Annotated in this window: 20 protein-coding genes, 1 tRNA gene and 1 pseudogene; 11 read left to right on the top strand and 11 right to left on the bottom strand. The window is 70.2% G+C overall.

The window, feature by feature from the left end; translation table 11 throughout:
* Window positions 1-165: 165 nt before the first annotated feature.
* Both ACI6PP_RS09325 and ACI6PP_RS09320 read right to left on the bottom strand, forming a co-directional pair.
* A complete protein-coding gene (locus ACI6PP_RS09325; RefSeq protein WP_421111038.1) occupies window positions 166-1,212 on the bottom strand; it encodes a hemolysin family protein in 1,047 nt (348 codons plus the stop codon).
* Window positions 1,209-2,585, bottom strand: a complete 1,377-nt coding sequence (locus ACI6PP_RS09320) for a hemolysin family protein (protein ID WP_421111037.1) — start codon at window positions 2,583-2,585, stop codon at window positions 1,209-1,211. The genes ACI6PP_RS09325 and ACI6PP_RS09320 overlap by 4 nt, the downstream gene beginning before the upstream one ends.
* 151 nt (window positions 2,586-2,736) lie before the next feature.
* On the opposite strand from ACI6PP_RS09320, the gene ACI6PP_RS09315 reads away from it, so the two are divergent.
* The 3 genes from ACI6PP_RS09315 (at window position 2,737) to mscL (ending at window position 4,290) form a co-directional block, all read left to right on the top strand.
* Window positions 2,737-3,090: an FmdB family zinc ribbon protein gene (locus ACI6PP_RS09315; RefSeq protein ID WP_421111035.1), complete on the top strand. Its 354-nt coding sequence runs from the start codon at window positions 2,737-2,739 to the stop codon at window positions 3,088-3,090.
* Window positions 3,091-3,154: 64 nt separating this feature from the next.
* Window positions 3,155-3,808: an SAF domain-containing protein gene (locus tag ACI6PP_RS09310; protein ID WP_421111033.1), complete on the top strand. Its 654-nt coding sequence runs from the start codon at window positions 3,155-3,157 to the stop codon at window positions 3,806-3,808.
* A 47-nt stretch (window positions 3,809-3,855) separates the two neighbouring features.
* Window positions 3,856-4,290 (top strand): large conductance mechanosensitive channel protein MscL, encoded by a 435-nt coding sequence (gene mscL / locus ACI6PP_RS09305; RefSeq protein WP_421111031.1) that lies wholly within the window; start codon window positions 3,856-3,858, stop codon window positions 4,288-4,290.
* 9 nt (window positions 4,291-4,299) lie between these two features.
* On the opposite strand, the gene ACI6PP_RS09300 is transcribed toward mscL, so the two are convergent.
* On the bottom strand, window positions 4,300-4,476 hold the full coding sequence (locus ACI6PP_RS09300; protein ID WP_421111030.1) for a hypothetical protein: 177 nt from the start codon (window positions 4,474-4,476) through the stop codon (window positions 4,300-4,302).
* The gene (locus ACI6PP_RS09295) at window positions 4,469-5,380 is read right to left on the bottom strand and encodes an NAD-dependent epimerase/dehydratase family protein (protein WP_421111028.1); all 912 of its coding nucleotides are present in this window, start codon (window positions 5,378-5,380) and stop codon (window positions 4,469-4,471) included. Before ACI6PP_RS09295 ends, ACI6PP_RS09300 begins: the two co-directional genes overlap by 8 nt.
* Window positions 5,381-5,522: 142 nt before the next feature.
* Between ACI6PP_RS09295 and ACI6PP_RS09290 the strand changes: the two genes are divergently transcribed.
* The gene (locus ACI6PP_RS09290) at window positions 5,523-6,278 is read left to right on the top strand and encodes a sulfotransferase-like domain-containing protein (RefSeq protein ID WP_421111026.1); all 756 of its coding nucleotides are present in this window, start codon (window positions 5,523-5,525) and stop codon (window positions 6,276-6,278) included.
* A 7-nt stretch (window positions 6,279-6,285) separates the two neighbouring features.
* Here the strand turns inward: ACI6PP_RS09290 and mgrA are convergent, their stop codons facing one another.
* From mgrA to ACI6PP_RS09270, 4 genes are read right to left on the bottom strand one after another with little or no spacing between them, the layout of a single operon-like run.
* On the bottom strand, window positions 6,286-7,326 hold the full coding sequence (gene mgrA, locus ACI6PP_RS09285) for an L-glyceraldehyde 3-phosphate reductase (RefSeq protein ID WP_421111086.1): 1,041 nt from the start codon (window positions 7,324-7,326) through the stop codon (window positions 6,286-6,288).
* Between the two features lie 17 nt (window positions 7,327-7,343).
* A complete protein-coding gene (locus ACI6PP_RS09280) occupies window positions 7,344-8,147 on the bottom strand; it encodes an HAD-IIA family hydrolase (protein WP_421111024.1) in 804 nt (267 codons plus the stop codon).
* Window positions 8,144-9,115, bottom strand: coding sequence for an endonuclease/exonuclease/phosphatase family protein (locus tag ACI6PP_RS09275; protein WP_421111022.1), 972 nt, complete (start codon window positions 9,113-9,115; stop codon window positions 8,144-8,146). The genes ACI6PP_RS09280 and ACI6PP_RS09275 overlap by 4 nt, the downstream gene beginning before the upstream one ends.
* A gap of 9 nt (window positions 9,116-9,124) precedes the next feature.
* The gene (locus ACI6PP_RS09270) at window positions 9,125-9,541 is read right to left on the bottom strand and encodes a hypothetical protein (protein WP_421111020.1); all 417 of its coding nucleotides are present in this window, start codon (window positions 9,539-9,541) and stop codon (window positions 9,125-9,127) included.
* Window positions 9,542-9,779: 238 nt separating this feature from the next.
* Here ACI6PP_RS09270 and ACI6PP_RS09265 point away from each other — a divergent pair, with 238 nt between their 5' ends.
* Window positions 9,780-11,873 carry a PhoX family protein gene (locus ACI6PP_RS09265; protein ID WP_421111019.1) on the top strand — a complete coding sequence of 698 codons (2,094 nt, stop codon included), beginning with the start codon at window positions 9,780-9,782 and terminating at the stop codon, window positions 11,871-11,873.
* 85 nt (window positions 11,874-11,958) lie between these two features.
* Window positions 11,959-13,200, top strand: coding sequence for an NAD(P)/FAD-dependent oxidoreductase (locus ACI6PP_RS09260; protein ID WP_421111017.1), 1,242 nt, complete (start codon window positions 11,959-11,961; stop codon window positions 13,198-13,200).
* Between the two features lies 1 nt (window position 13,201).
* On the opposite strand, the gene ACI6PP_RS09255 is transcribed toward ACI6PP_RS09260, so the two are convergent.
* Together ACI6PP_RS09255 and ACI6PP_RS09250 are read right to left on the bottom strand one after the other, a co-directional pair.
* Window positions 13,202-13,765 carry a hemerythrin domain-containing protein gene (locus ACI6PP_RS09255; protein ID WP_421111016.1) on the bottom strand — a complete coding sequence of 188 codons (564 nt, stop codon included), beginning with the start codon at window positions 13,763-13,765 and terminating at the stop codon, window positions 13,202-13,204.
* Window positions 13,762-14,310 carry a GNAT family N-acetyltransferase gene (locus ACI6PP_RS09250; protein ID WP_421111014.1) on the bottom strand — a complete coding sequence of 183 codons (549 nt, stop codon included), beginning with the start codon at window positions 14,308-14,310 and terminating at the stop codon, window positions 13,762-13,764. Before ACI6PP_RS09250 ends, ACI6PP_RS09255 begins: the two co-directional genes overlap by 4 nt.
* Window positions 14,311-14,571: 261 nt before the next feature.
* Between ACI6PP_RS09250 and ACI6PP_RS09245 the strand changes: the two genes are divergently transcribed.
* Window positions 14,572-14,751 (top strand): hypothetical protein, encoded by a 180-nt coding sequence (locus ACI6PP_RS09245; protein WP_421111012.1) that lies wholly within the window; start codon window positions 14,572-14,574, stop codon window positions 14,749-14,751.
* Between the two features lie 2 nt (window positions 14,752-14,753).
* On the opposite strand, the gene ACI6PP_RS09240 is transcribed toward ACI6PP_RS09245, so the two are convergent.
* A complete protein-coding gene (locus tag ACI6PP_RS09240) occupies window positions 14,754-15,635 on the bottom strand; it encodes an excalibur calcium-binding domain-containing protein (protein WP_421111010.1) in 882 nt (293 codons plus the stop codon).
* 90 nt (window positions 15,636-15,725) lie between these two features.
* On the opposite strand from ACI6PP_RS09240, the gene ACI6PP_RS09235 reads away from it, so the two are divergent.
* The 4 genes and pseudogenes from ACI6PP_RS09235 (at window position 15,726) to ACI6PP_RS09220 (ending at window position 21,169) form a co-directional block, all read left to right on the top strand.
* Complete coding sequence (locus ACI6PP_RS09235; RefSeq protein ID WP_421111009.1) at window positions 15,726-16,031, top strand: thiamine-binding protein; 306 nt, start codon at window positions 15,726-15,728, stop codon at window positions 16,029-16,031.
* Between the two features lie 24 nt (window positions 16,032-16,055).
* Window positions 16,056-16,128, top strand: a tRNA-Arg gene (locus ACI6PP_RS09230).
* Between the two features lie 641 nt (window positions 16,129-16,769).
* A pseudogene (locus ACI6PP_RS09225) lies at window positions 16,770-17,276 on the top strand (tyrosine-type recombinase/integrase); the annotation flags it as partial.
* 896 nt (window positions 17,277-18,172) lie between these two features.
* Window positions 18,173-21,169 carry an NACHT domain-containing protein gene (locus ACI6PP_RS09220; RefSeq protein ID WP_421111008.1) on the top strand — a complete coding sequence of 999 codons (2,997 nt, stop codon included), beginning with the start codon at window positions 18,173-18,175 and terminating at the stop codon, window positions 21,167-21,169.
* Window positions 21,170-21,289 lie beyond the last annotated feature (120 nt).

Genomic DNA, 21,289 nt, shown 5'->3' with positions numbered 1-21,289 from the left:
GCCCGGACGACCCCAGAACCGTCGTCCACAGGCCGTTCTCGGAACGACGGTTTCATCCACAGGTCCTCTCGCGTTGAGGTCCGAGTTGTTCAACGCATCAGCGATCGATGCGTTGCAGAAGTCGGACCTCGACGCGGACCGGAGGAGCGGACCTGGGGGTGGGGGTCAGGGGGTGTCGACGCGGCCGGCGTCGTGGATCTCGCCGACGAGGCGCTCGAGGACGTCCTCGAGCATGACGACGCCGGGGACCGAGCCGTCGGGGGCGACGACGCGGGCGATGTGGGCGCCGCGGGACTGCATGGCGCGCAGGGCGTCGTGGAGGCCGCAGGTGGGGGGCACCGAGGCCATCGAGCGGACGCGCTTGGCGGTGACGGGACGCTGGCGGCGGTCCTCGTCGGTCTCGAGGACGTCCTTGATGTGCAGGTAGCCCAGCAGGGTGCCGTCGGCCTCGGCCACGGGGAAGCGCGAGAACCCGGTCTCGGCACAGGCCTCCTCGATCGCCGCGGGGTTGGTGCCCGGCGGGATCGTGGTGAGCCGGTGCACCGGGATCATCACCTGCTCGACGGTGCCCGCCTCGAACTCCAGCGCGCCCGTGACCAGCCCGTACTCGTCGTCGTCGAGGAAGCCCTCGCGCCGCGACTCCTCGACGAGCCCGGCCACCTCGTCGTGGGTGTACGACGACGACACCTCGTCCTTGGGCTCGACGCGCGCCAGCCGCACCGCGCCGTTGGCCACCCAGTTCAGCGCCACCACCACGGGCTTGAGCACGAAGACCACGCCGAGCATGAACGGACCGAGGACGATCGCCGCCCGCTCGGGCCCGACCAGAGCGAGGTTCTTGGGCACCATCTCGCCGAACACCACGTGCGCCCACACCACGAGCGCCGTCGCGATGACGAAGGAGATCGGGTGGACGAGCGACTCGGGCACCGACACCGCGTCGAACACCGGCTCCATCAGGTGCGCGATCGCCGGCTCGGAGATGGCGCCCAGGCCGAGCGTGCACAGCGTGATGCCGAGCTGCGCCGCGGCCATCACCAGCGAGATGTTGGCCATCGCGCGCATCGCCATCCTGGCCGGACGCGAGCCCGCCGTCGCCATCGGCTCCAGCTTGGTGCGGCGCGCCGAGATGAGCGCGAACTCCGCGCCCACGAACAGGGCGTTGAGGGCGAGCAGCACGAAGGTCAGCACGAGGCCGAAGTAGTCGCTCACGACTCCACCTCCGCAGGCTCCCAGGGCTCGCCGTCGAGGCTGGCCACGAGCGCCACGCGGTCGATGCGGCGTCCGTCCATCCGCTCCACCCGCAGCTCGACGTGCACGACGCGCGCGGGCGCCTCGTCGTCGGCGGGGTCGGGCACCTCGACGTCGACCGAGACGGCGTCGCCCTTGACGGCGAGCCGGCCGAGCTCGGTGAGCACGAGCCCCGCGACGGTCTCGTAGTCGTCGGCCTCGGGCAGGCGCAGCCCGGTGGCCTCGGCGACCTCGTCGGGCCGCAGCATGCCCGACAGCGACCACGTGCCGTCCGGACGGTGACGCGGTCCGCTGCTGCCGCGGTCGTGCTCGTCGGCGATGTCGCCGACGATCTCCTCGACGAGGTCCTCGATGGTCACCACGCCGTCGGTGCCGCCGTACTCGTCGACGACGACCGCCATCTGCATGCCCTGCTCGCGCAGCACGCCGAGCAGGGGGTCGAGCTCGATCGAGTCGGGGACGACGCTCGCGGGCGCGGCGACGTCGACGAGCCGCACCGAGCGTCGACGGTCGGGCGCGACGGCGACGGCCTGCTTGATGTGCACGATGCCCACGACGTCGTCCTCGCTGCGCCCGATCACCGGGAAGCGGGAGTGGCCGGTCTCGCGGGCCGCCTCGATGACGTCCTGCGCGGTGTCGGTGGCGTCGAGGAACCGGACGCGGACGCGCGGCGTGCGGACGTCGGCGGCGGTGCGCTCGCCGAACGCGATGCTGCGCGCGACCAGCTGGGCGGTGGGCGACTCGAGCACGCCCTCGTCGGCCGAGCGGATCACCAGCGAGCGCAGCTCCTCGGGGCTGCGGGCCGAGCGCAGCTCCTCCTGCGGCTCGACGCCCAGGCGACGCAGGATCGCGTTGGCCGCCCCGTTGAGGTGCCGGATGGGCCAGGCCATCGACCGGGTGAACGCGCGCATCGGCAGCTGCGTGGCCTTGGCCGTGGCGAGCGGCAGCGAGATCGCCAGGTTCTTCGGGACCAGCTCGCCGACGAGCATCGTCACGACGGTGCTGACCACCAGCGCGACCGTGATGGCGATGGCCGACACCGCGGCCCCGGTGACGCCGACGTCGCGCAGGACCGGTCTCAGCAGCTCGGCGATGGCCGGCTCGGACAGGTACCCGATGGCGAGGTTGGTCAGCGTGATGCCGAGCTGGGCGCCGCTCAGCTGGGTCGACAGCGTCCGCAGCCCGGCCAGGACGCCGCCCGCGCCGGCGTCGCCACCCTCGGCGGCCCGCTCGACGCTCGCGCGGTCGACGGTCACGAACGAGAACTCGGCGGCGACGAAGATGCCGCACGCCACCATCAGCAGCAAGGACGACGCGAGGAGGATCCACTCCATCAGAGCAGGGTCCCTCGACGGGTTCGGCAGGTCACAGTGGGCTCATCGTATCGGCAGGCCCCGACGCCCTGCCCCGGCGCACGGGGGAACAGCGCGCTCCCGCACAATGTTGAGGCAGTCGACCAGATCATTCGCGCAGGGAGAACCACCGGTGCCGACCTACCAGTACGTGTGCACGCAGTGCGGCCGAGACCTCGAGGTCCAGCAGTCGTTCAGCGACGCGTCGCTCACCGAGTGCCCGACCTGCCAGGGACGGCTCCGCAAGGTCTTCAACGCCGTGGGCGTGGTGTTCAAGGGCTCGGGCTTCTACCGCAACGACAGCCGCAGCGACGGCAAGGGCGGCTCGTCGACGACCTCCTCGACGTCCTCCTCCGACGGCGGGTCGAAGGACTCGGGCTCGGGCGACAAGGCCAAGCCCGCCGAGAAGAAGTCGGACTCGTCGTCCACCGGCTCCGGCGGCACCTCCGGATCGAGCAGCACCACCACGTCCAGCGCCACGAGCTGACGACGCCGGAACCGGCCTGTGGACAGCCGGCACGGGGCCCGCTGAGGACCTAAGGTCCACCGGCATGCGTCCTGCCGCCGCCTTCACCCGCCGCCTGCGCCGACTCGTGCGTGCCCACCGCCGTGGCGTCGCCGCGGTGCTGGTGTTCCTGGCCGTGCTCTGCGCCGTCACGGCCGCGCGCCCCGACGCGCCGCCCACCGACGCCGTGCTGGTCGCCGCGCGCGACCTCGCGTCGGGCTCGACCCTCGGCGCCGGCGACGTCGAGGTCCGCCGCCTGCCGCCGTCGGCCGTCCCCTCGCGGGCGTACGCCGACGCGTCCGCGGTGACGGGACGGACGGTGGCCGCGCCGGTGCGAGCCGGTGCACCCCTCACCGACTGGAGCCTGGTGCAGCAGGACGCGCTCGAGGGCTACCCGCCCGGCACGGTGCTCGCGAGCGTCCGGGTGAGCGACCCCGCGGCGCTCGCCGCGCTCCGGGTGGGCGACCGCGTCCACGTGCTCTCCTCCGACCCTGAGGGCGAGGCCGAGCCGCGGGTGCTCACCCGCTCGGCACCCGTCGCGGTGCTGCCCGAGGCCGGGCGCGAGGGCTGGAGCAGCGACGGCGGGGTGGTCGTCCTGGCCCTGCCCGAGGAGGTCGCGCTGCAGGTCAGCGACGCCGCGAGCCGTGACCGACTCGACGTCGTGGTCGGTGACGACCGACCCTCCGATGTGGTTGGCTGAATCATCTGATCCGTCGGGTCTGCGGGCCCCCAGACCCAGGAGTGCAGATGCTCAAGGGATTCAAGGACTTCATCCTCCGCGGCAACATCGTCGACCTCGCGGTCGCGGTCGTCATCGGCACCGCGTTCACCGCCCTGGTCACGGGCTTCACCACCTCGTTCATCGACCCGCTGCTGGCGGCCGCCGGGGGCACCGGCGACCTCGGTCTCGGCTTCAACATCCGGGCCGGTCGCGACAACACCTTCGTCGACATCGGCGGCTTCATCACCGCGGTGATCAACTTCCTCATCATCGCGGCGGTCGTCTACTTCTTCGTCGTGCTGCCCATGAAGAAGGTCCTCGAGCGGATGGCTCCCAAGCAGACCGACGAGGCTCCCCCGGCGCCGGCCGAGGACGTCATCCTGCTGCGCGAGATCCGCGACCTGCTCGAGGGCAACCGCGACCGTGACGCCGCTCGTGAGGGCGGCAGCCACTCCGCCTGACGGACGCCGCTAGCCGTGGTGCGGCGGGACGTCCCGCCGCATCTCGGCGTCGCGGGACGACTCCGTCTCGTCCTCGCGTCCCCAGCCCGGCCCGCGCTCGTCCGAGGTGGTGCCGGGCATCGTCTCGCCCAGCAGGCGCAGCGCCCGCTCGCGGCGCCGGCGCTCGGCTGCGGCGTCGTCAGGCACCGTGCGCCTGGGCCATCGGCGCGAACCAGTGGACGCCGAACTGGTCCTCGCAGGGCTTCCAGCCCGTGCTCCGGGCCAGGCGGCGCGAGCTGACGCGCTGCGAGCGCATCAGCCACTCCAGCCGCTCGCCGCCGAGACGCAGCACGCTGCGCCGGTAGAACGACCCCTCGTCGGCGCCGGCGGCCTCGGCGAACGCCGCCACGACGTCGGTACGACGGACGGGCTCGGCCCCCACGTTGTAGGTGCCCGACGGCGCGGTCAGCGCCGCGAGCACGCTCGAGCCGACGTCGTCGGGGTGCACCAGGTGGGTCCAGCTGTCGGGTCGCCCCATGCCGACGGCGTGCCCGGACCTGGCCCGGGCCAGGCGCCATCGGGTCAGGCCGTCGTCGCCGACGATGTGGCCGAAGCGCAGGACGACGCCGTCGCGGGTGGCGCCGACGAAGCGCTCGGTGTGGGTCTCGGCGAGCACGACGGGCTCGGCGGCGCGGGTGACGGCGACCGGGCACTCCTCGTCGATCCACTCCTCGCCGCCGTCGGCGTAGACGAAGGACACGCTCTCCTGCACCAGGCGCTTGACGCCGGCGAGGCGGGCGGCCTCGGCGACGACGCGCGAGCCCTCGGAGCGGATGCGGTCGTTCAGGCGCCAGGCGCGCGGGCGCATGCTCGGCCCGCCGACCGGGATGTGGGTGGCCATGTTGCACACCGCGTCGCAGTCCCAGAAGGCCGCGACGAGGCTGTCGCGGTCGAACAGGTTGCCGGTCGCCGGGCGCACCTGCATGGCCGAGAGCACCTCGGCGCCGTCGGCGTCGCGAGCCAGGCCGACGACGTCGTGCCCGGCGCTGTGCAGCGCGTGGACCGCGGCGCGACCCATCACTCCGGTCGCGCCCGTCACGAACACCCTCACGCGTCGAACCCCTCGTCCGTGCGGCGTCCGTCCGTCTCCCCTGACATGGCCATCACGAAATGATAACGGACGATCCCCCGCCGATGACAGCACCGGCCGGAGGATCGGCGGCACGCGCCGTCCGCGGCGATAGGGTCCGGGCATGACGGGCACCACCGCGCACCCGGTCCGCATCGCCACCTGGTCGGGCCCGCGCAACATCTCGACGGCGACGATGCGGGCGTTCGAGAACCGCGCCGACTGCGCCGTGCTCGACGAGCCGCTCTACGCCGCCTACCTGCACCGCACCGGCCTGGACCACCCGGGACGCGACGAGGTGGTGGCCGCCGGCGAGACCGACCTCGACGTCGTGGTCGACGCCCTGCTCCACGGCGCACCGCCGCAGGCGGACGCGGCGACGACCGTCCACTACGCCAAGCACATGTCGCACCACGTGCCGGACGACCTCGACCTCGCCTGGACCGACGGCCTGGCCAACCTGCTGCTCGTCCGCGACCCCGCCGAGGTGGTCGCGTCCTACGTCCGCTCGCGCGAGTCGTGCGAGCCCGACGACATCGGCCTGCTGCAGCAGGCCCGCCTGGCCGCGCACTGGCGCGAGCGGGGCGTGGAGGTCCCGGTGGTCGACGCCGCCGACTTCCTGCGCGACCCCGAGACCTACCTGCGCTGGATCTGCGACCACGTCGGCATCGACTTCGACCCCGCGATGCTCAGCTGGCCCGCCGGGCCGCGTGCGTCCGACGGGGTCTGGGCGCCGTACTGGTACGCCGCCGTGCAGCGCTCGACCGGGTTCGAGCCCTACCGCCCGCGCCAGGTCGACCTGTCGCCGCACGACGCCGCGGTCGCCGAGGCGTGCCGACCGGCCTACGAGGAGCTGGCCGCGCGACGCGTCCGCCCCTGACGACCGCTCACAGGTCGGACGAGGTGGCCCACAGGTTGAGGGCGCCGTCGACGGCGTGCTCGTCGATCGCGGCGAGCTCGTCGTCGCTGAACGTCGGGGTGTCGAGCGCGGCGAGCGAGTCCTCGAGCTGCGCGACGCTGCTCGCGCCGAGCAGCACCGAGGTGACGCGCGGGTCGCGGGCGGCCCAGGCGATCGCCATCTGCGCGAGCGACTGCCCGCGCTCCTTGGCGATCGCGTCGAGCGCGCGGACGTGGTCGAGGTTCTCCTCGCTCAGCATGTCGGGGCCGAGCGACTTGTCCTGCGCCGCGCGCGAGCCCTCGGGCACGCCGTCGAGGTACTTGCTCGTGAGCAGGCCCTGGGCGAGAGGCGAGAACGCGATGCACCCCACCCCCTCGTCGGCGAGGGTGTCGAGGAGCTCGTCCTCGATCCAGCGGTTGAGCATCGAGTAGGACGGCTGGTGGATGAGCAGCGGCGTGCCGAGGTCGCGCAGGATCGCCGCGGCCTGACGGGTGCGCTCGGGCGAGTACGACGAGATGCCCGCGTAGCGCGCCTTGCCCGAGCGGACGGCCGTGTCGAGCGCGCCCATCGTCTCCTCGAGCGGGGTGTCGGGGTCGAAGCGGTGGCTGTAGAAGATGTCGACGTGGTCCAGGCCCATGCGGTCCAGGGAGTCGTCGAGGCTCGACAGCAGGTACTTGCGCGAGCCGAGGAAGCCGTACGGGCCGGGCCACATGTCCCAGCCCGCCTTGGTGGAGATCACCAGCTCGTTGCGGTACGGCGCGAGGTCCTCGGCCATGACGCGGCCGAAGTTGATCTCCGCCGACCCCGGAGGCGGGCCGTAGTTGTTGGCGAGGTCGAAGTGGGTGACGCCGAGGTCGAACGCGCGACGCAGCACCGCGCGCATCGTCGCGAGCGGCGTGTCGTCGCCGAAGTTGTGCCACAGCCCCAGGGAGACGGGGGGCAGCTGGAGGCCGCTGGCGCCGCAGCGTCGGTACTCCAGGTGCTCGTAGCGGTCGTCGGCGGCGCGGTACAGGTCGTGCGGGTTGGGGATCACGCCCCAATCCTGCCTCAGTCCGACAGGCTCCGACGCTCGATGAAGGGAACGACGTCGGCGATGGACGGGACGACCCGGTCGGGGCGGAAGGGGTAGCGCTCCACCTCGGACGCGGCGGTCGAGCCGGTGAGCACCAGGATCGTGCGCAGCCCGGCCTCGAGACCCGACTTGACGTCGGTGTCCATCCGGTCGCCGATCATCACGGTGTGCTCGGAGTGCCCGTCGATCTTGTTGATCGCGTTGCGCATCATCAGCGGGTTGGGCTTGCCCACGAAGTACGGCTCCACGCCCGTGGCCTTGGTGATCAGGGCCGCGACGGAGCCGGTGGCGGGCAGCGGCCCGTCGAGCGAGGGACCGCTGGCGTCGGGGTTGGTCGCGATGAACCGCGCGCCGCGCACGATCAGCTGGATCGCGGTCGTGATGGCCTCGAAGGAGTAGGTGCGCGTCTCGCCGAGCACCACGTAGTCGGGGTCGCGGCGCGTCATCACGTAGCCGACGCCGTGCAGCGCGGTGGTCAGGCCGGACTCGCCGATGACGTACGCCGACCCCTCGGGACGCTGGTCGTCCAGGAACTGCGCGGTGGCGAGCGCCGAGGTCCAGATCGACTCCTCGGGGACGTCGAGGCCGGCGCCGAGCAGCCGGGCCCGCAGGTCGCGCGGGGTGTAGATCGAGTTGTTGGTGAGGACGAGGAACGGACGGCCGGTCTCGCGGAGCGTGCCGAGGAACTCGGCGGCGCCGGGGATGGCGCGCTCCTCGTGGACGAGCACGCCGTCCATGTCGGTGAGCCAGGTGTCGATGGGCGGACGCTCGGTGCTCATGAGATCTCCAGCTCGGCCAGGACGCCGGCGTGGTCGGAGGCCCACAGGGTGGTGCCCCGGGGGTCGGGCTGCGCGCCGTCGCCGATCAGGTCGACCGACCGGGCGGCAAGGTGCTCGGGGTCGAGCAGCACGTAGTCGATGCGCTCGCGCAGGTCGGCGTCGACGTCGAGGTCGGGCGTGCGACCCCAGGTGAGGCCGTCGCCGACCCCGGCCAGCTGCCAGGCGTCCTGGTAGCCGGCGCGGAGCAGCACGTCGAGGACGCCGTCGCCGTCGGCGGTGTTGAGGTCGCCCACCAGCACGACGGGGTACGGCGACGTGCTGGTGGTGGCCACGAGCTCGTGCGCCTGACGCAGGCGGACGCCGTCGTCCATCGAGTCCAGGTGGGTGGTGACGACGCGGACGTGGTGCCCCTCGACCTCGAGGTCGGCCTGCACCCACCCGCGCTTGACGTCGAAGGTCTCGCTGTCGTCGGGCAGCGTCAGGCGCAGGCGCGCGTCGAAGTGGCCGTGCTCGGCGTCGAGCACGGTGATCGGACGGTCGGGCGAGGCGCGCAACAGCATCGCGTCGCAGTTGGTGAAGCCGACCGAGCGCTCGTCGTCGAGCGGCAGCCGACCGGAGAAGGTGTCGCTGCAGTGGAGCATCACGTACGGGTGGCCGCGGCGCTCGAGGGCCTCGCTGACGAGCTGGGCGTGGTCCCAGAGCACCTCGCGGCCGTCGGGCGAGTGGATCTCCCACCGTCCGAGCTCCTGCAGGCCGACGACGTCGGGCCGGGCGGAGCCGATCGCGTCGGCGATCAGCTCGGCGCGCTCGGGGAAGCGGGTGCGCTCGGCCTGCTGAAGCGCCTCACGGGTGGCCTTCGCGAGCGTCTCGCCGTCGCCGGAGCGGACGAGCGGCTCGAGGTCGGCCCCGAGGTACACGTTCCACGTGGCCACCCTCAGCATCGAGGGCGGCACCGTCTGGCTGGTCACGGTGACAACCTACTTGCTGGCGGTCCTGCGAGGCCCCGTCCGGGTCCGGGTCGTGCCCCGCGTCACGGCCGGCTTGCGGGCCGGCTGCTGACGGGGGCTGCGGGTGGACGACGTCGGGCGGGCGGCGGGTCGCCTCGCCGCGGGCCTCGGCGTCGGACGCAGGCCCGCGCCCAGCCGGAACCCCAGCGCCAGCATCAGCAGCGCCACGCCCAGGGCGAGCGTGCGCTCGCCGGTGACCTGCGCGTGCGTCTGGACCACCAGGCCGGTCGCGAGGTCGGGCAGCTGCGTGGGCTCGTTGAGCGCGACGATCCCCAGGCCCACGAGCACGGCCACGAGCCCGGCCAGCAGGACGACGAGGGTCGCCGACCGCGCGGGCACCGGGGCGGGACGACGCGTCGTGCTCCGGGAGCGTGAGGGACGTGCCACGGCACGAGGGTAGGCGCGTGACGCCGTTTTCTGCGTCATCTGGATGACTTTCCTCGTCCGTGTCGACCAGAGGCGACACCACGACCAAGGGCAGCCTCACCTCATGACGGCGGCCTTTTCCTCCTCGGCCACCCTCCGTTCACCGGCGGTACGTCGGGCCCGCGGGCGGCGTCCCTAGCGTCGCGCCCAGCGACGAGACCCGTCGCCACCTGCCCTGCGTTCGAGGAGAAACCCCGTCGTGACCCAGCTGCCCACCCGCCGTCTGCTCCCCGTCGTCACCGAGTCGTCCGCCTCCCCCTGCTCGTCGGGCCGCGCCGCCCTCACCTGCCGGTACCGCTGCGGTGACGCGTGCGCGCACGACGCCCCCAACACCTCGTCCAACGAGACCTTCGCCGACGTCATGCAGAAGGCGATGTCGCGACGCGGCCTGCTGCGCGCGGGCGCCGTCATCGGCGGCACCGGCGCCGCGGTGGCGCTCGGTGGCCTGCCCGCCGCCGCGTCGACGCCCGCCGCCCCCGCCGCGGCCGGCCTGGCCACCGCCGCCGTCTCCGGCGCACGCGGCCTGCGCTTCACGCCCGTCCCGCCCAACACCGTCGACGCGGTGAGCGTGCCGACCGGCCACGCCCAGGAGGTCGTCATCCGCTGGGGCGACCCGCTGTTCAAGGGCGTCCCGCAGTTCGACGTCAACAAGCAGACCGCGCAGAAGCAGCAGTCGCAGTTCGGCTTCAACAACGACTTCCTGGGTCTGCTGCCGCTCAGCGGCAACACCCGCGTCATGGTCGTCAACCACGAGTACACCAGCGAGACGATGATGTTCCCCGGCTACGACGCCGCCAACCCGACGCGTCGCCAGGTCGAGACCGCCTGGGCCGCGCACGGCCTGAGCGTCGTCGCGGTCAAGGAGAAGCGCGGCTCCGGCGCGCTCGAGCCGATCGTCGGCCACCGCCTCAACCGCCGCCTGCACACCACGTCGAAGTTCGAGCTCACCGGCCCCGTCGCGGGCTCGTCGCTCGTGCGCACCAAGGCCGACCGCCGCGGACGCACCGTGCTCGGCACGCTCAACAACTGCTCGGGCGGCCTGACGCCGTGGGGCACCTGGCTGACCGCCGAGGAGAACATCAACCAGTACTTCGCCAACGCCGAGACCGTCACCGACCCGATGCAGAAGGCGCGCCTGGCCCGCTACGGCATCGCCGGCGGCGCGAGCGAGCGCAAGTGGGAGCGCTTCGACGACCGCTTCGACCTCGCCAAGGAGCCCAACGAGCCCAACCGGTTCGGCTGGATCGTCGAGATCGACCCCTACGACCCGACGTCGACGCCCAAGAAGCGCACCGCGCTCGGCCGGTTCAAGCACGAGGCCGCCGAGCCCCGCATCACCGCCGACGGCCACGTCGCGGTCTACCTCGGCGACGACGAGCGGTTCGACTACTTCTACAAGTTCGTGTCGGCCAAGAAGTTCAAGAAGGGCAACGGCCGCAAGGCGCGCGAGCACAACGCGAACCTGCTCGACGAGGGCACGCTCTACGTCGCCAAGTTCACCGGCGACTCCCCCGTCACGCAGATCGACGGCACCGGCAAGCTGCCCCGCGACGGGCAGTTCGACGGCTCCGGCGAGTGGATCAAGCTGGTCAGCGGCAACCGCTCGTTCGTCGAGGGCATGACCGCCGAGGAGGTGCTGGTCTTCACGCGCCTCGCGGGTGACAAGGTCGGCGCCACCAAGATGGACCGTCCCGAGGACGTCGAGCCGAGCCCCAAGACCGGCAAGGTCTACATCGCGCTCACCAACAACAGCAACCGTGGTGCGGCCGGCCGCGCGGCCGCCGACGAGGCGAACCCCCGCAACGCCAACAAGAACGGTCACGTCATCGAGCTGACCGAGCGCAGGAACGACGCCGCGGCCACCCGCTTCACCTGGAACATCTTCCTGCTGTGCGGCGACCCGAAGGACCCGAGCACCTACTTCGGCGGCTACGGCGCCGAGGACGTCTCGCCCATCTCGTGCCCGGACAACGTGACGTTCGACCCCTACGGCAACCTGTGGATCTCGACGGACGGCAACGCCCTCGGGTCGCACGACGGCCTGTTCGGCGTCGCCGTCGAGGGCCAGGAGCGCGGCAAGACCAAGCAGTTCCTCAGCGTCCCGACGGGCGCGGAGACCTGCGGCCCGTGGGTCGAGAAGGACCGCGTGCTCGTCTGCGTCCAGCACCCGGGCGAGAAGGACGGCGCGTCGGTCGAGAAGCCCGCGTCCACCTGGCCCGACGGCCCCGGCACGCTGCCCCGTCCCGCGGTGGTCGCCGTGTGGCGCAAGGACGGCCGCGCGATCGGCGTCTGACGCAGTTCCGTGCAGGCCCCCACCGGCCTGCTGCTCGCGCCCGAGTCACCCTGCACAGGGGTGGCTCGGGCGCTAGCGTCGGAGCATGGATGAAGCCGATGTCATCGTCGTCGGCGCCGGCCTCTCGGGCCTGACGGCGGCTCGCTCACTGCAGGAGTCCGGCCACGCCGTCGTGGTGGTGGAGGCCGCCGACGCCGTCGGCGGGCGCATCCGCACCGACCGCGTCGACGGGATGCTCCTCGACCGCGGCTTCCAGCTGCTCAACCCCGCCTACCCGGCGCTCAAGGGTCGCGTGGACCTCGACGCCCTTGCGCTGTCGACGTTCCGCGCGGGCGTCGTCGTGGCCACCTCGGCCGGCCAGCACGTCCTGTCCGACCCCCGACGCGCGCCCGGCGACCTGCTGGGCACGATGAAGACGCTCTTCCCCCGCAGCACGTCCGACCTGCACGCCACCGTCGGCATCGCCAAGTACCTCGGCAAGGTGGCGCTGGAGTCGGCCGAGTCGCTGATGAAGCGGCCCGAGATGGCCTACGGCGACGCGTTCGACGCGGCCGGTCTCGGCAGCTCCGTCGGCCGCGCCACCATCGAGACCTTCCTGGCCGGCGTGCTGGCCGACGACACCCGCACCGCCTCGCGCCACTACGTCGACCTCCTGCTGCGCACGTTCGCCCAGGGCGTGCCCGGCCTGCCCCGCGACGGCATGCAGGCGCTGCCCGAGCAGGTCGCGTCGCACCTCGCCGCGGGCACCGTTCGGCTCGACACCCCGGTGGAGCGCATCGACGGCACCACCGTCCACACCGCCGCCGGACCGATCGCCTCCCGCGCGGTCGTCGTGGCCACCGGCGCCCCCGAGGCCGCCCACCTGGTCGGCGCCGAGCCCGGCGAGACCCGCGCCCTCACCACCTACTACCACCGCGTCGACCACTCACCGGCCGAGCACCCGATGCTGCACGTCGACGCCGACCGTCAGGGCCCAGTGATCAACTCGGCCGTGATCTCGGACTCCGCACCTTCGTACAGCCGCGACGGGTCGCTCGTGGCCACCACCGTGCTCGGCTCCCACGACGACGTCGAGTCCGAGGCCGCCGCGCGCGAGCACGCCGGACGGATGTACCGCACCGACAGCTCGCGCTGGGATCACGTCGCCACCTACGCCATCCGGCACGCGCTGCCGTCGATGACCGCGCCGCTCGACATGCGCAAGGAGCAGCGGGTGCGCGCCGGCCTCTACGTCGCGGGCGACCACCGCGACACCGCGTCCATCCAGGGTGCGCTGGTGTCGGGGTCGCGCGTCGCCGACCGCGTCCGGGCCGACCTCGCTGCCTGAGCTACACCATGACGTGGTGGTACCCGAGCGGGTCGCAGAGCTCGTCCTCCTCGTAGGTGAAGTGCGACTCGAGCAGCACCTGCAGGTGCTCGAACAGCGCGGACACCTCCCCGATGCGCTCGGGGGCGTCGGGCAGGGCCACCAGCACGTCGTCGAGGCGGACGAGCATCTGGTGCACGACGACGTGCTCCTCGGCCAGGCGCTCCAGGACCGGCGCGAGGGCGGGCCCGCTGGGGGTCGCGGCCAGCGCGGGGTACATGTGGGCGTCCTCGATCGAGTGGTGCACCTCGACCATCTGGCACATCTGCCCGCAGAAGGAGCCCAGCTGCTCGTAGGTGGCGCGCAGGCCGACCTGGTGGACGGCCGCGCGCGCCTCGCCGACGTCGAGGGCGCCGTCGGCGATCCGGTCGAGCACCGAGCGCACCTGGCTCAGGTTCGAGCGGTACATGTCGTGGATGGCGCGCAGGTGGCCGCCCTGGGCCCGCATCGACGCGTCGAGGTGACCCGGGGACGGCGCGTGCGGCCGCGTCGACTCGTCCCAGACGGGCAGGTCGTCGACGCTCACGCGGCTCCCCCGTCGAGGACGCGCTCGCGGACGAAGTCGTGCTCGAGACGGGCCCCCACCTGGAACCGCTTCTCCCCCACCTGCTCGAACCCGATCTTGGCGTAGAAGCGGTTGGCGCGGGCGTTCTGCTGGTTGCAGCCCAGCCAGACGCTGCGCGCCCCGCGGGCGGCCGCGACCTCGATCGAGGCCTCGACGAGCAGGGTCGCCACCCCGCTGCCGTGGGCGTCCGGCATCACGTAGCACTTGGACAGCTCGGACGTGGGCCGTGCGACGACCGCCGCGGCGGCGTCGGCGTCCGCCGGGTCGCCGTGCACCAGCATCGTGTAGCCGACGGCGGTGCCGTCGACCTCGGCGACCAGCAGGTCGCGCGCGGGGTCGTCGACGTAGTCCGCGAACCGCCCCCGCGACAGGTGCCGCTCGACGAAGTCGGCGACGCTCTGCGGCAGCGTGTCGGGCGGGCAGGCGAGCGGGAACGTCACCGCGGCGACGCGCGCCAGCTCGGCCACGTCGTCGCGCGTGGCCGGTCGGACGTGGGGCTGGTTCACGTCCCTCAGCCTAGGAGGTCGCCGGCGCGGACCCGCGCGGCGTGCCAGGCTGCTGGCCGTGATCAGGTCTCGGGCCCTCAGCTACCTCGTCGGCGTCGCCACGGCGTGGGTGCCGCTCTACCTGGCTGCCTTCATCGTGGGTTTCGTCGTGCTGGCGGTGACCGTGCCCGTCGGGTCGGACGACGGCCCGCCGCCGCTGTTCGTCGCGCTCTTCGTGGGCAACGCGGTGACGGTGCCGCTGATCCTCGGGCTCCTCTCCTGGTGCTCTACCTCGTCGACCTGTTCAAGAACCCGTCGTTGCCCGAGGGTGCCGACGGGCGCGTCCTGTGGCTCGTGCTGCTCATCGTGGCCGCGCCGTTCTCGATGCCCGTCTACTGGTGGCAGCACCTGCGGCCGGGGTCGGCGTCGTTCGCGCGACGGACGTCGGCCGTCACCGCCTGAGGTCAGAACTCGCAGGCCACGCCGTCGCCGTCACGGTCCTGGTACCAGTCGTACTCGGGGTCGCGGCCGTCGACGTAGTTGCCGTACCCGGCGGCGTTCGCGTCGCCGCAGGTGTCGAAGCGGGGGTCGGTACCGCTCGTCCCGCCGCCGGAGCCCGATCCGGTCTTCTTCTTGCGGACCGTCGCCTTCTTGTACGTGATGACGGTGTTGCTGCAGCCGCGGGCGACCTTGCGGATCGCCCGCTTCTCGGCGCGGTCGACGGTGAGCCGCCAGCGCAGCTTCACCGCCACCCAGTCCTTGACGTAGGCGCAGCGGGCCCGCTCGGGCAGCCAGCGCGCGGGGTCGCGGTCGCCCTTGCTGCGGTTGACGCCAGCCGTCACGACGTTGAGGGACCGGCGGTCGCCGAGGTCGTTGGCGAACGACTTTCGGGTGGCCCTGGTCCACTTCTTCGCGCCCGACCGGTACGCCTCGGCGAGCGGGACGAGGTGGTCGATGTCGAGCTTCGCCGGGTCGGTGACCACCGCACCGTCCGGCCGCGACCTCCACCGTCCCGCGGTGACCGTGCAGCCCGACGACGCGAGTGTGACGCGTCGCTTGGACTCCTGCACGAGCACCTCGTGCCGGGTGTTCTGGCAGTCGCGGTCGGCGTCGACCCAGCTGCCGAACTTGGCCCGCTTGTACCCGCCGCGGGTGTCGGCACGGACCTTGAGCCGCTTCACCGCCGCCCGGAAGCGCAGGCGCGCCTGCTTGGCCGACGCGCCGGCGTCGGCCAAGACGACGGCGGAGCCCGTCACGTCGGCGGAGGCGGCGCCGCTCGGCGCGGCGGTGATTACGGCGGCGGCCACGAGGGCGGCCGACGTGAGCAGCAGGGCGGGGCGTCGCACGGGAGGTCCCCCTCGAGTCGGGTGCGCCGCGAGGCTAGGCGGCGGACGGCGCCGGCCGCAGCCGAACCGTCCGACTCGTAGGGTGCAGACATGATCGTCGCGTTCAGCATCAGCCCGTCCGACGGCGACGACACCGGCGGCGTGTCCGAGGCCGTCGCCCGCGCCGTCGGCGTCGTCCGCGCGTCCGGCCTCCCCTGCGAGACCAACGCCATGTTCACCAACATCGAGGGCGAGTGGGACGAGGTGATGGCCGTGGTCAAGCAGGCCGTCGACGTGGTCGCCGAGGCCTCGCCGCGCGTCGGCCTCGTCCTCAAGGCCGACATCCGCCCCGGCCACACCGGCCAGCTGACCGCCAAGGTCGAGCGCATCGAGGAACACCTCCGCGACGACCGGTAGCGGCCCACTAGGCTGCTCCCGTGCGCCCCCGTAGCTCAGGGGATAGAGCGTCGGTTTCCTAAACCGCAGGTCGCAGGTTCGAATCCTGCCGGGGGCACAGAACACCACCTGACCTGGGACGATGCACCGTCTCGGCCCGGTCGGAGGGGTTCGTGCCTGAGCAACCAAGAGGTTGGACACACGGTTTGGGGACGGGCGTGGGCCCCCAGACCGGAGGTCACGACATGGCACAGCACCACACGCAGCCCAACCAGCACACCGGCCGCGCGCCCCTGCGAGCCGTCGGCAGCGGGGACCCGGCGGACGCCGAGGTCCGCCGCCAGCAGCGCGAGCTGTTCGCCCTCGTGCTGCGCAGCGAGCCCAGCCGCCGCGGCACCCCGTACAGCGAGCGCACCGTCGGCGCCTACCTCGACGCCGTCGACTCCCTCGGCCGATGGCTCGACGAGCTCGACCACCCCGGCGGCTTCGAGACGCTCACTGTCCGGCACCTGAACGCCTACCTGAGGACCTACCTCGAGCGTCACTCGATCGGTGGGGTGGTGACCAAGCAGCAGAACCTGCGGGTGTTCCTGCGTCACCTCGTCGACGAGTACGACGCCGACGACCTGTGGGGCTCACCCAAGCGTCACCGCTACCAGCGACCCGAGCACCACCCCGACGTGCTGGACGCCGAGATCATCCAGGCACTCCTTCAAAGTCACCGCCGGCCGGGCCTTCCGCGACCGGCGCGACCACGCCGTCATCCGGGTGCTGCTCGCCGGGCCGCGGCGCGAGGAGGTCGCCCGCCTGCAGGTGGAGCACCTCGACCTGACCTCGGCGATCAAGTCGGCCGCGCTCGTCGGCCTCAAGGGCCACGCCGGCCGGCGCATCCCGCTCGGCGACCGCGACGTCCTCGCCCTGCGACGGTGGCTCACCGTCCGGGCTCGTCACCCACGGCTCAGCTCCGCCGACGAGGGCCCGGTGTGGGTCGGCGAGAAGACCGGCGCCGCCATGACGGCCAGCGGCATCTACGGGATGCTCCGCCGCCGCGCTGTCGAGGCCGGGTTCGACCGCCGCTCGATTCGCCCGCACCTGTTCCGGCACACCTTCGCCCACGAGTTCCTCGCCGCGGGCGGCAGCGAGAGCGACCTGATGGCCCTGGCCGGGTGGCGGGACCGCTCGATGGTGCTCCGCTACGGCGCGAGCATGGCCGAGCAGCGTGCGCTCGACGCCGTCAACCGCTCCCGGTTCTCCGACCGCTACTGACGGCGCGCGCTGCCGCCGCGGCCGGCGTTCCGCTTGAGCCGCATGCCGGCCATGTGAGCCGCCATCGCCCGACGCGCGAGCACCTGGCGCTCTCCCTCGGGCAGCACCCCGTCAGGGTCGACCTGCCGCCCGAACCGCGCCCACAGCGCGGCCGACGCCGCCTCGCTCTGCTCGGCGCTCGCTAGTGGGCGGGCCCACCGGCTTAGGCCGCCTTGCGCGCCCGCTCGCGCCGCTGCTCCAGGGTCACCGCTACAACCGGCTTGTTCGGGACATCGAGGTCGACATGGCACTCCTTGAGTTCCGCTGACCTCCCCAGCAGACCTCTAGAGCGACCCCTCGTGAAGTGGACTCCCGGTTGCGTCCGGTTGCTTCGTTCCGTCGCCTGGGGTGCCCTCCGGTCGCCATCCGAGGCGGCGGTTGAGACGGCCTGCGCACCTAGTGCAAGAGGTGTGTCCTGGTCGACGTGATGCCCCGGCTACCCCGCCCTTCCGCCTGGTTGCGCAGCCACGCGACGGCGAAACGCGCGATTCGCCGCGCTCTCGGCGAGGGATTGCCATATGAGGCCATGGACGACCGACAAACGCCTGGTAGCGGGCCGCGAGATCCTCCCTGCAGCGGCCCAGATTGAGCCGTCGGACGCGCCCGAAGTCGAGGTCGGTCAGGATGGGGTGGTCCGTGTCACGATGCGCGCAAGACGAAGAACGACCACCTGCGGTTCGCCTTCCTCGCCGACGAGGGCGGTCAGCGCCGACCCGCCGGTGGGGCGGTCGCAGTAGCACGTCATTTTCGTGGTGCTTCTAGCCCTGTTCCCACATCGATCCCATAAACGCTGCTCGTCGCAGTTGTGGCCGAGCAAAGACCGACATCTGGCCCAGTCCTGGCGCTAGCATCGCAGGATGCCGCGGCGCCTAGACAAGAAGGCTGATCATGTGACTGGTGTAGAAGCACTGTTGGCCCCTTCAATCGGAAAGGCTGCTGGAGCGGGTGCTGCCCGCGTCGCTGGCTGGGGGGCGCAAGAGGCGCTTGCACGGCGCCGACGACGGAAAATCCGGGCTCTGACCCACAGCAGGGCGCGGGCGGACCAACTCAATGCCGTCATCGCGATGAACGAAGACGATCGCGAACGCTTAGTTGCATTCTGTGACTCACGCGAGATGGAGCACGTAGCCTCCAGCTTGGCCCGAGCTTATTTGTTGGAGAATTCCGGGCGCGCAGGCGAGAAGTTCGTCCAAAAGGTGCGGGAGGAGTTCAACGCGTCATTTTCGCTGTGGATGGGAAATGCCGACGACCCACTTGTCGCAGACGCAATCTTTGGTGCAGCGTCAGAATCTGTCATGCACTGTGTCTCGCCGTTACTGACCCGACCGAAATTGCCACCATCGCTTGAAGCCGAATTGCTCGCAACCGCAGGGAGCGTCTCGGTCGCAAGCGTGCGAAATACCGAGTTGCTCAAATCAATCAATGATCTGCAAGGTTTTCGTGATTTCGAGGCAGAGTTCAAGAGCCAAGTAGCGTCGTTACATGCCACAATGCGATTGCCGCACGCCGGCACGACGAAGCAAGTACCCTATGAGCGGCTATTCGTTCAGCCCCGAGTCGTGGTCGAAGTGGACGCGGTTGACCACCAGCGTGATGGTCACGGCGATATGCGTTCGCTTGTCGAAGTCGACGCGCTTCTATGTCACACCCCGAGGATTGTCCTACTTGGCGATCCAGGTGGCGGCAAGTCGACCCTATCTCGAAAACTCACCTACGATATCGCCGCCGACAGAATTCCAAGACTTAGCGGGCGTGTTCCATTCTTCGTCGAGTTGCGCGAGTATGCATCGGCGGTTCGGGGTCGCGGGCGAAGGACTCTTGCCGAGTACATTAGCGACTTGTGTCGGTCGCCCTACAACATCGACCCTCCAAAAGGGTCAGTCGAGTATCTTCTTCTGAATGACAAAGCCGTCGTGGTCTTGGACGGATTAGACGAGTTGCTCGACGTGTCTCTCCGCCGGGATGTCGTAGAAGCAGTGGAGGGTTTTGCTCATCGGTATCCGATGTGCCCAATTCTTGTTACTTCGCGCCGGGTTGGCTACTCAGAGGCCGCACTGAGCGACGCCTTGTTTGAAACGGCGTCGTTGAGTCAGTTCGACATGCGTCAAGTTGAGAGTTACGTTCATCGTTGGTTCGAATTAGACGAAGGGATCGAACCCGCTCGACAGGGTCAGCTGGCTAAGAGTTTTCTTGCGGACAGTCATTTTGTGGCAGACCTTCGGGTGAACCCGCTGATGCTTTCACTCATGTGCGGTATATACGCGACGGAGAACTACATCCCGCGTAACCGTCCGGATGTGTATGAGAAGTGCGCCCTAATGCTCTTCGAGAGCTGGGATAAACAACGCGGGATTGTGCCGGACCTCTCGTTCGACGCGCACGTTCAGTCGGCACTTCGCGCCCTAGCCCTGCATATGTTCAAACTAGAGTCCCAGGGAGTGCCGGAAGTCACCGATGATGACCTTACGGTCAGTGAAGGGATGAGGCGTGGGGAGCTCGTTCAATTCTTTACAAAATATCTTCGTGAGAAGAGATTCGATAATGACGAGGATGCCGAGACGGCTGCGGTCGAGTTTCTTGACTTTTGCAAAGGCCGCGCTTGGGTACTGACCGATGTGGGAGCGGAGACGTACGGATTTACACACCGAACGTTCCTCGAATACTTTGCCGCTAGCCAACTGGTCCGGTTGCATACTTCGGCATCAGCGTTGTACACCGCTCTAAAGGACGCCGTGAAAGCCGGGGAGTCCGATGTCGTGGCCCAATTGGCCGTACAGATCCTTGGAAAAACTACCGAGGATGGCGCCGACGACTTCTTGGAGTACTTAGTACGGGATGTCGAAGCCGAGTCAGAGGGCGCGGTTTACGCCGCGTCCTTTGCGGCGCGGGCACTGAACTTCGTTGTTCCTAGGCCGTCGGTCTTGAAAGCAATCTGCGCGGCAACAGTTCGGCTCGGTCTGTGCCGCCCCGCCGGCGATCATGGGCGCGAGGCTAGTCTCGTGAATGAACTCTTCGCCTGCTCGGTCGAGAATGCTCCCCGTGTCGCCGCAGCGATTCGCTCCGAACTGGACCAACTCTTTGCAGACGAGATACCGTCGGAACGTGCATGCGTTTTGGCATTCTTACCGCCTGGTTCCAGCAGTATCAGACAAGCGACATGGTTGACTTGGGAATCAGATAACTGGAGTATCTACTCCATTGGGCGACAGGCTGCTCAAAAGAAGTATTTCTGGTTGGCCGTCATGGCATATGAGAAGGGAGAGCTTGAACTAACGCAGTTACTCGATTGGCATGGTTTTGGTGCGCTCTACGACTATCAGATCGACGGTAGCGGTGACGAGCCACCCTTTGTCTACAGGTACATTCGACTACGTCATCGGGGTGGCTTTGCGTCAGTTGGACGCGATATCTACAAGCGTTCACGCCACCTGGCGATTGCAGAAGACGTCCTTCGCGAATTGCCGAATTTGGCGGCGCCATGGCTCAGATGGAAGCCGGAGTACGACTCTACGTCCCTTGCTTTGGCGCGCGTAGAACGTGATTCAGAAATCACGAGGGCCGCTCGCGTGCTGCTGTTACTCCCGCTGCTTGAGACCGTGAGCGATTCACCTCGAAGCAGTCTTCTCGCAGGAGCCGATTTGGTGGAAGCCGCTCGAAGATCTGGGTCTGGCATGACGCCTGAGATTGAAGCACTCTTCGAAGATTGGCCTCAGGCCCGCGACCTTGTTGCGCAATGGGTATCGGGAAGCGTTGAACTGATGCAGGCGAGCCGAAAGCGCAGTGCAAGGCGAGCACGCTCGCAGAGAAACCGGGCCAAACGGGTTGTCAGTCGTTCGGAGGAGATCGAATCCTGAGTTCCTGAGGGTCGTGCGCGTGCGCCCTCGGGTATGCAGACTGCGGAGTCGCCGACAGCTGCTTTGCGACGTCCCGCGGCTGTTGATTACGTCGGCGACGTTCGCAGTGAGACATGCCGA

Source organism: Solicola agrisoli, from assembly GCF_049059935.1.
Taxonomy (GTDB): domain Bacteria; phylum Actinomycetota; class Actinomycetes; order Propionibacteriales; family Nocardioidaceae; genus JAURVT01.
This window is presented reverse-complemented; position numbering and strand designations above follow the sequence as displayed.

Excerpts from the sequence above, each read along its gene's own strand:
- ACI6PP_RS09320 (WP_421111037.1), bottom strand. The coding sequence starts at position 2,585 with ATGGAGTGGATCCTCCTCGCGTCGTCCTTGCTGCTGATGGTGGCGTGC.
- ACI6PP_RS09310 (WP_421111033.1), top strand. The coding sequence starts at position 3,155 with ATGCGTCCTGCCGCCGCCTTCACCCGCCGCCTGCGCCGACTCGTGCGT.
- mscL (WP_421111031.1), top strand. The coding sequence starts at position 3,856 with ATGCTCAAGGGATTCAAGGACTTCATCCTCCGCGGCAACATCGTCGAC.
- ACI6PP_RS09290 (WP_421111026.1), top strand. The coding sequence starts at position 5,523 with ATGACGGGCACCACCGCGCACCCGGTCCGCATCGCCACCTGGTCGGGC.
- ACI6PP_RS09280 (WP_421111024.1), bottom strand. The coding sequence starts at position 8,147 with ATGAGCACCGAGCGTCCGCCCATCGACACCTGGCTCACCGACATGGAC.
- ACI6PP_RS09260 (WP_421111017.1), top strand. The coding sequence starts at position 11,959 with ATGGATGAAGCCGATGTCATCGTCGTCGGCGCCGGCCTCTCGGGCCTG.
- ACI6PP_RS09235 (WP_421111009.1), top strand. The coding sequence starts at position 15,726 with ATGATCGTCGCGTTCAGCATCAGCCCGTCCGACGGCGACGACACCGGC.
- ACI6PP_RS09220 (WP_421111008.1), top strand. The coding sequence starts at position 18,173 with ATGCCGCGGCGCCTAGACAAGAAGGCTGATCATGTGACTGGTGTAGAA.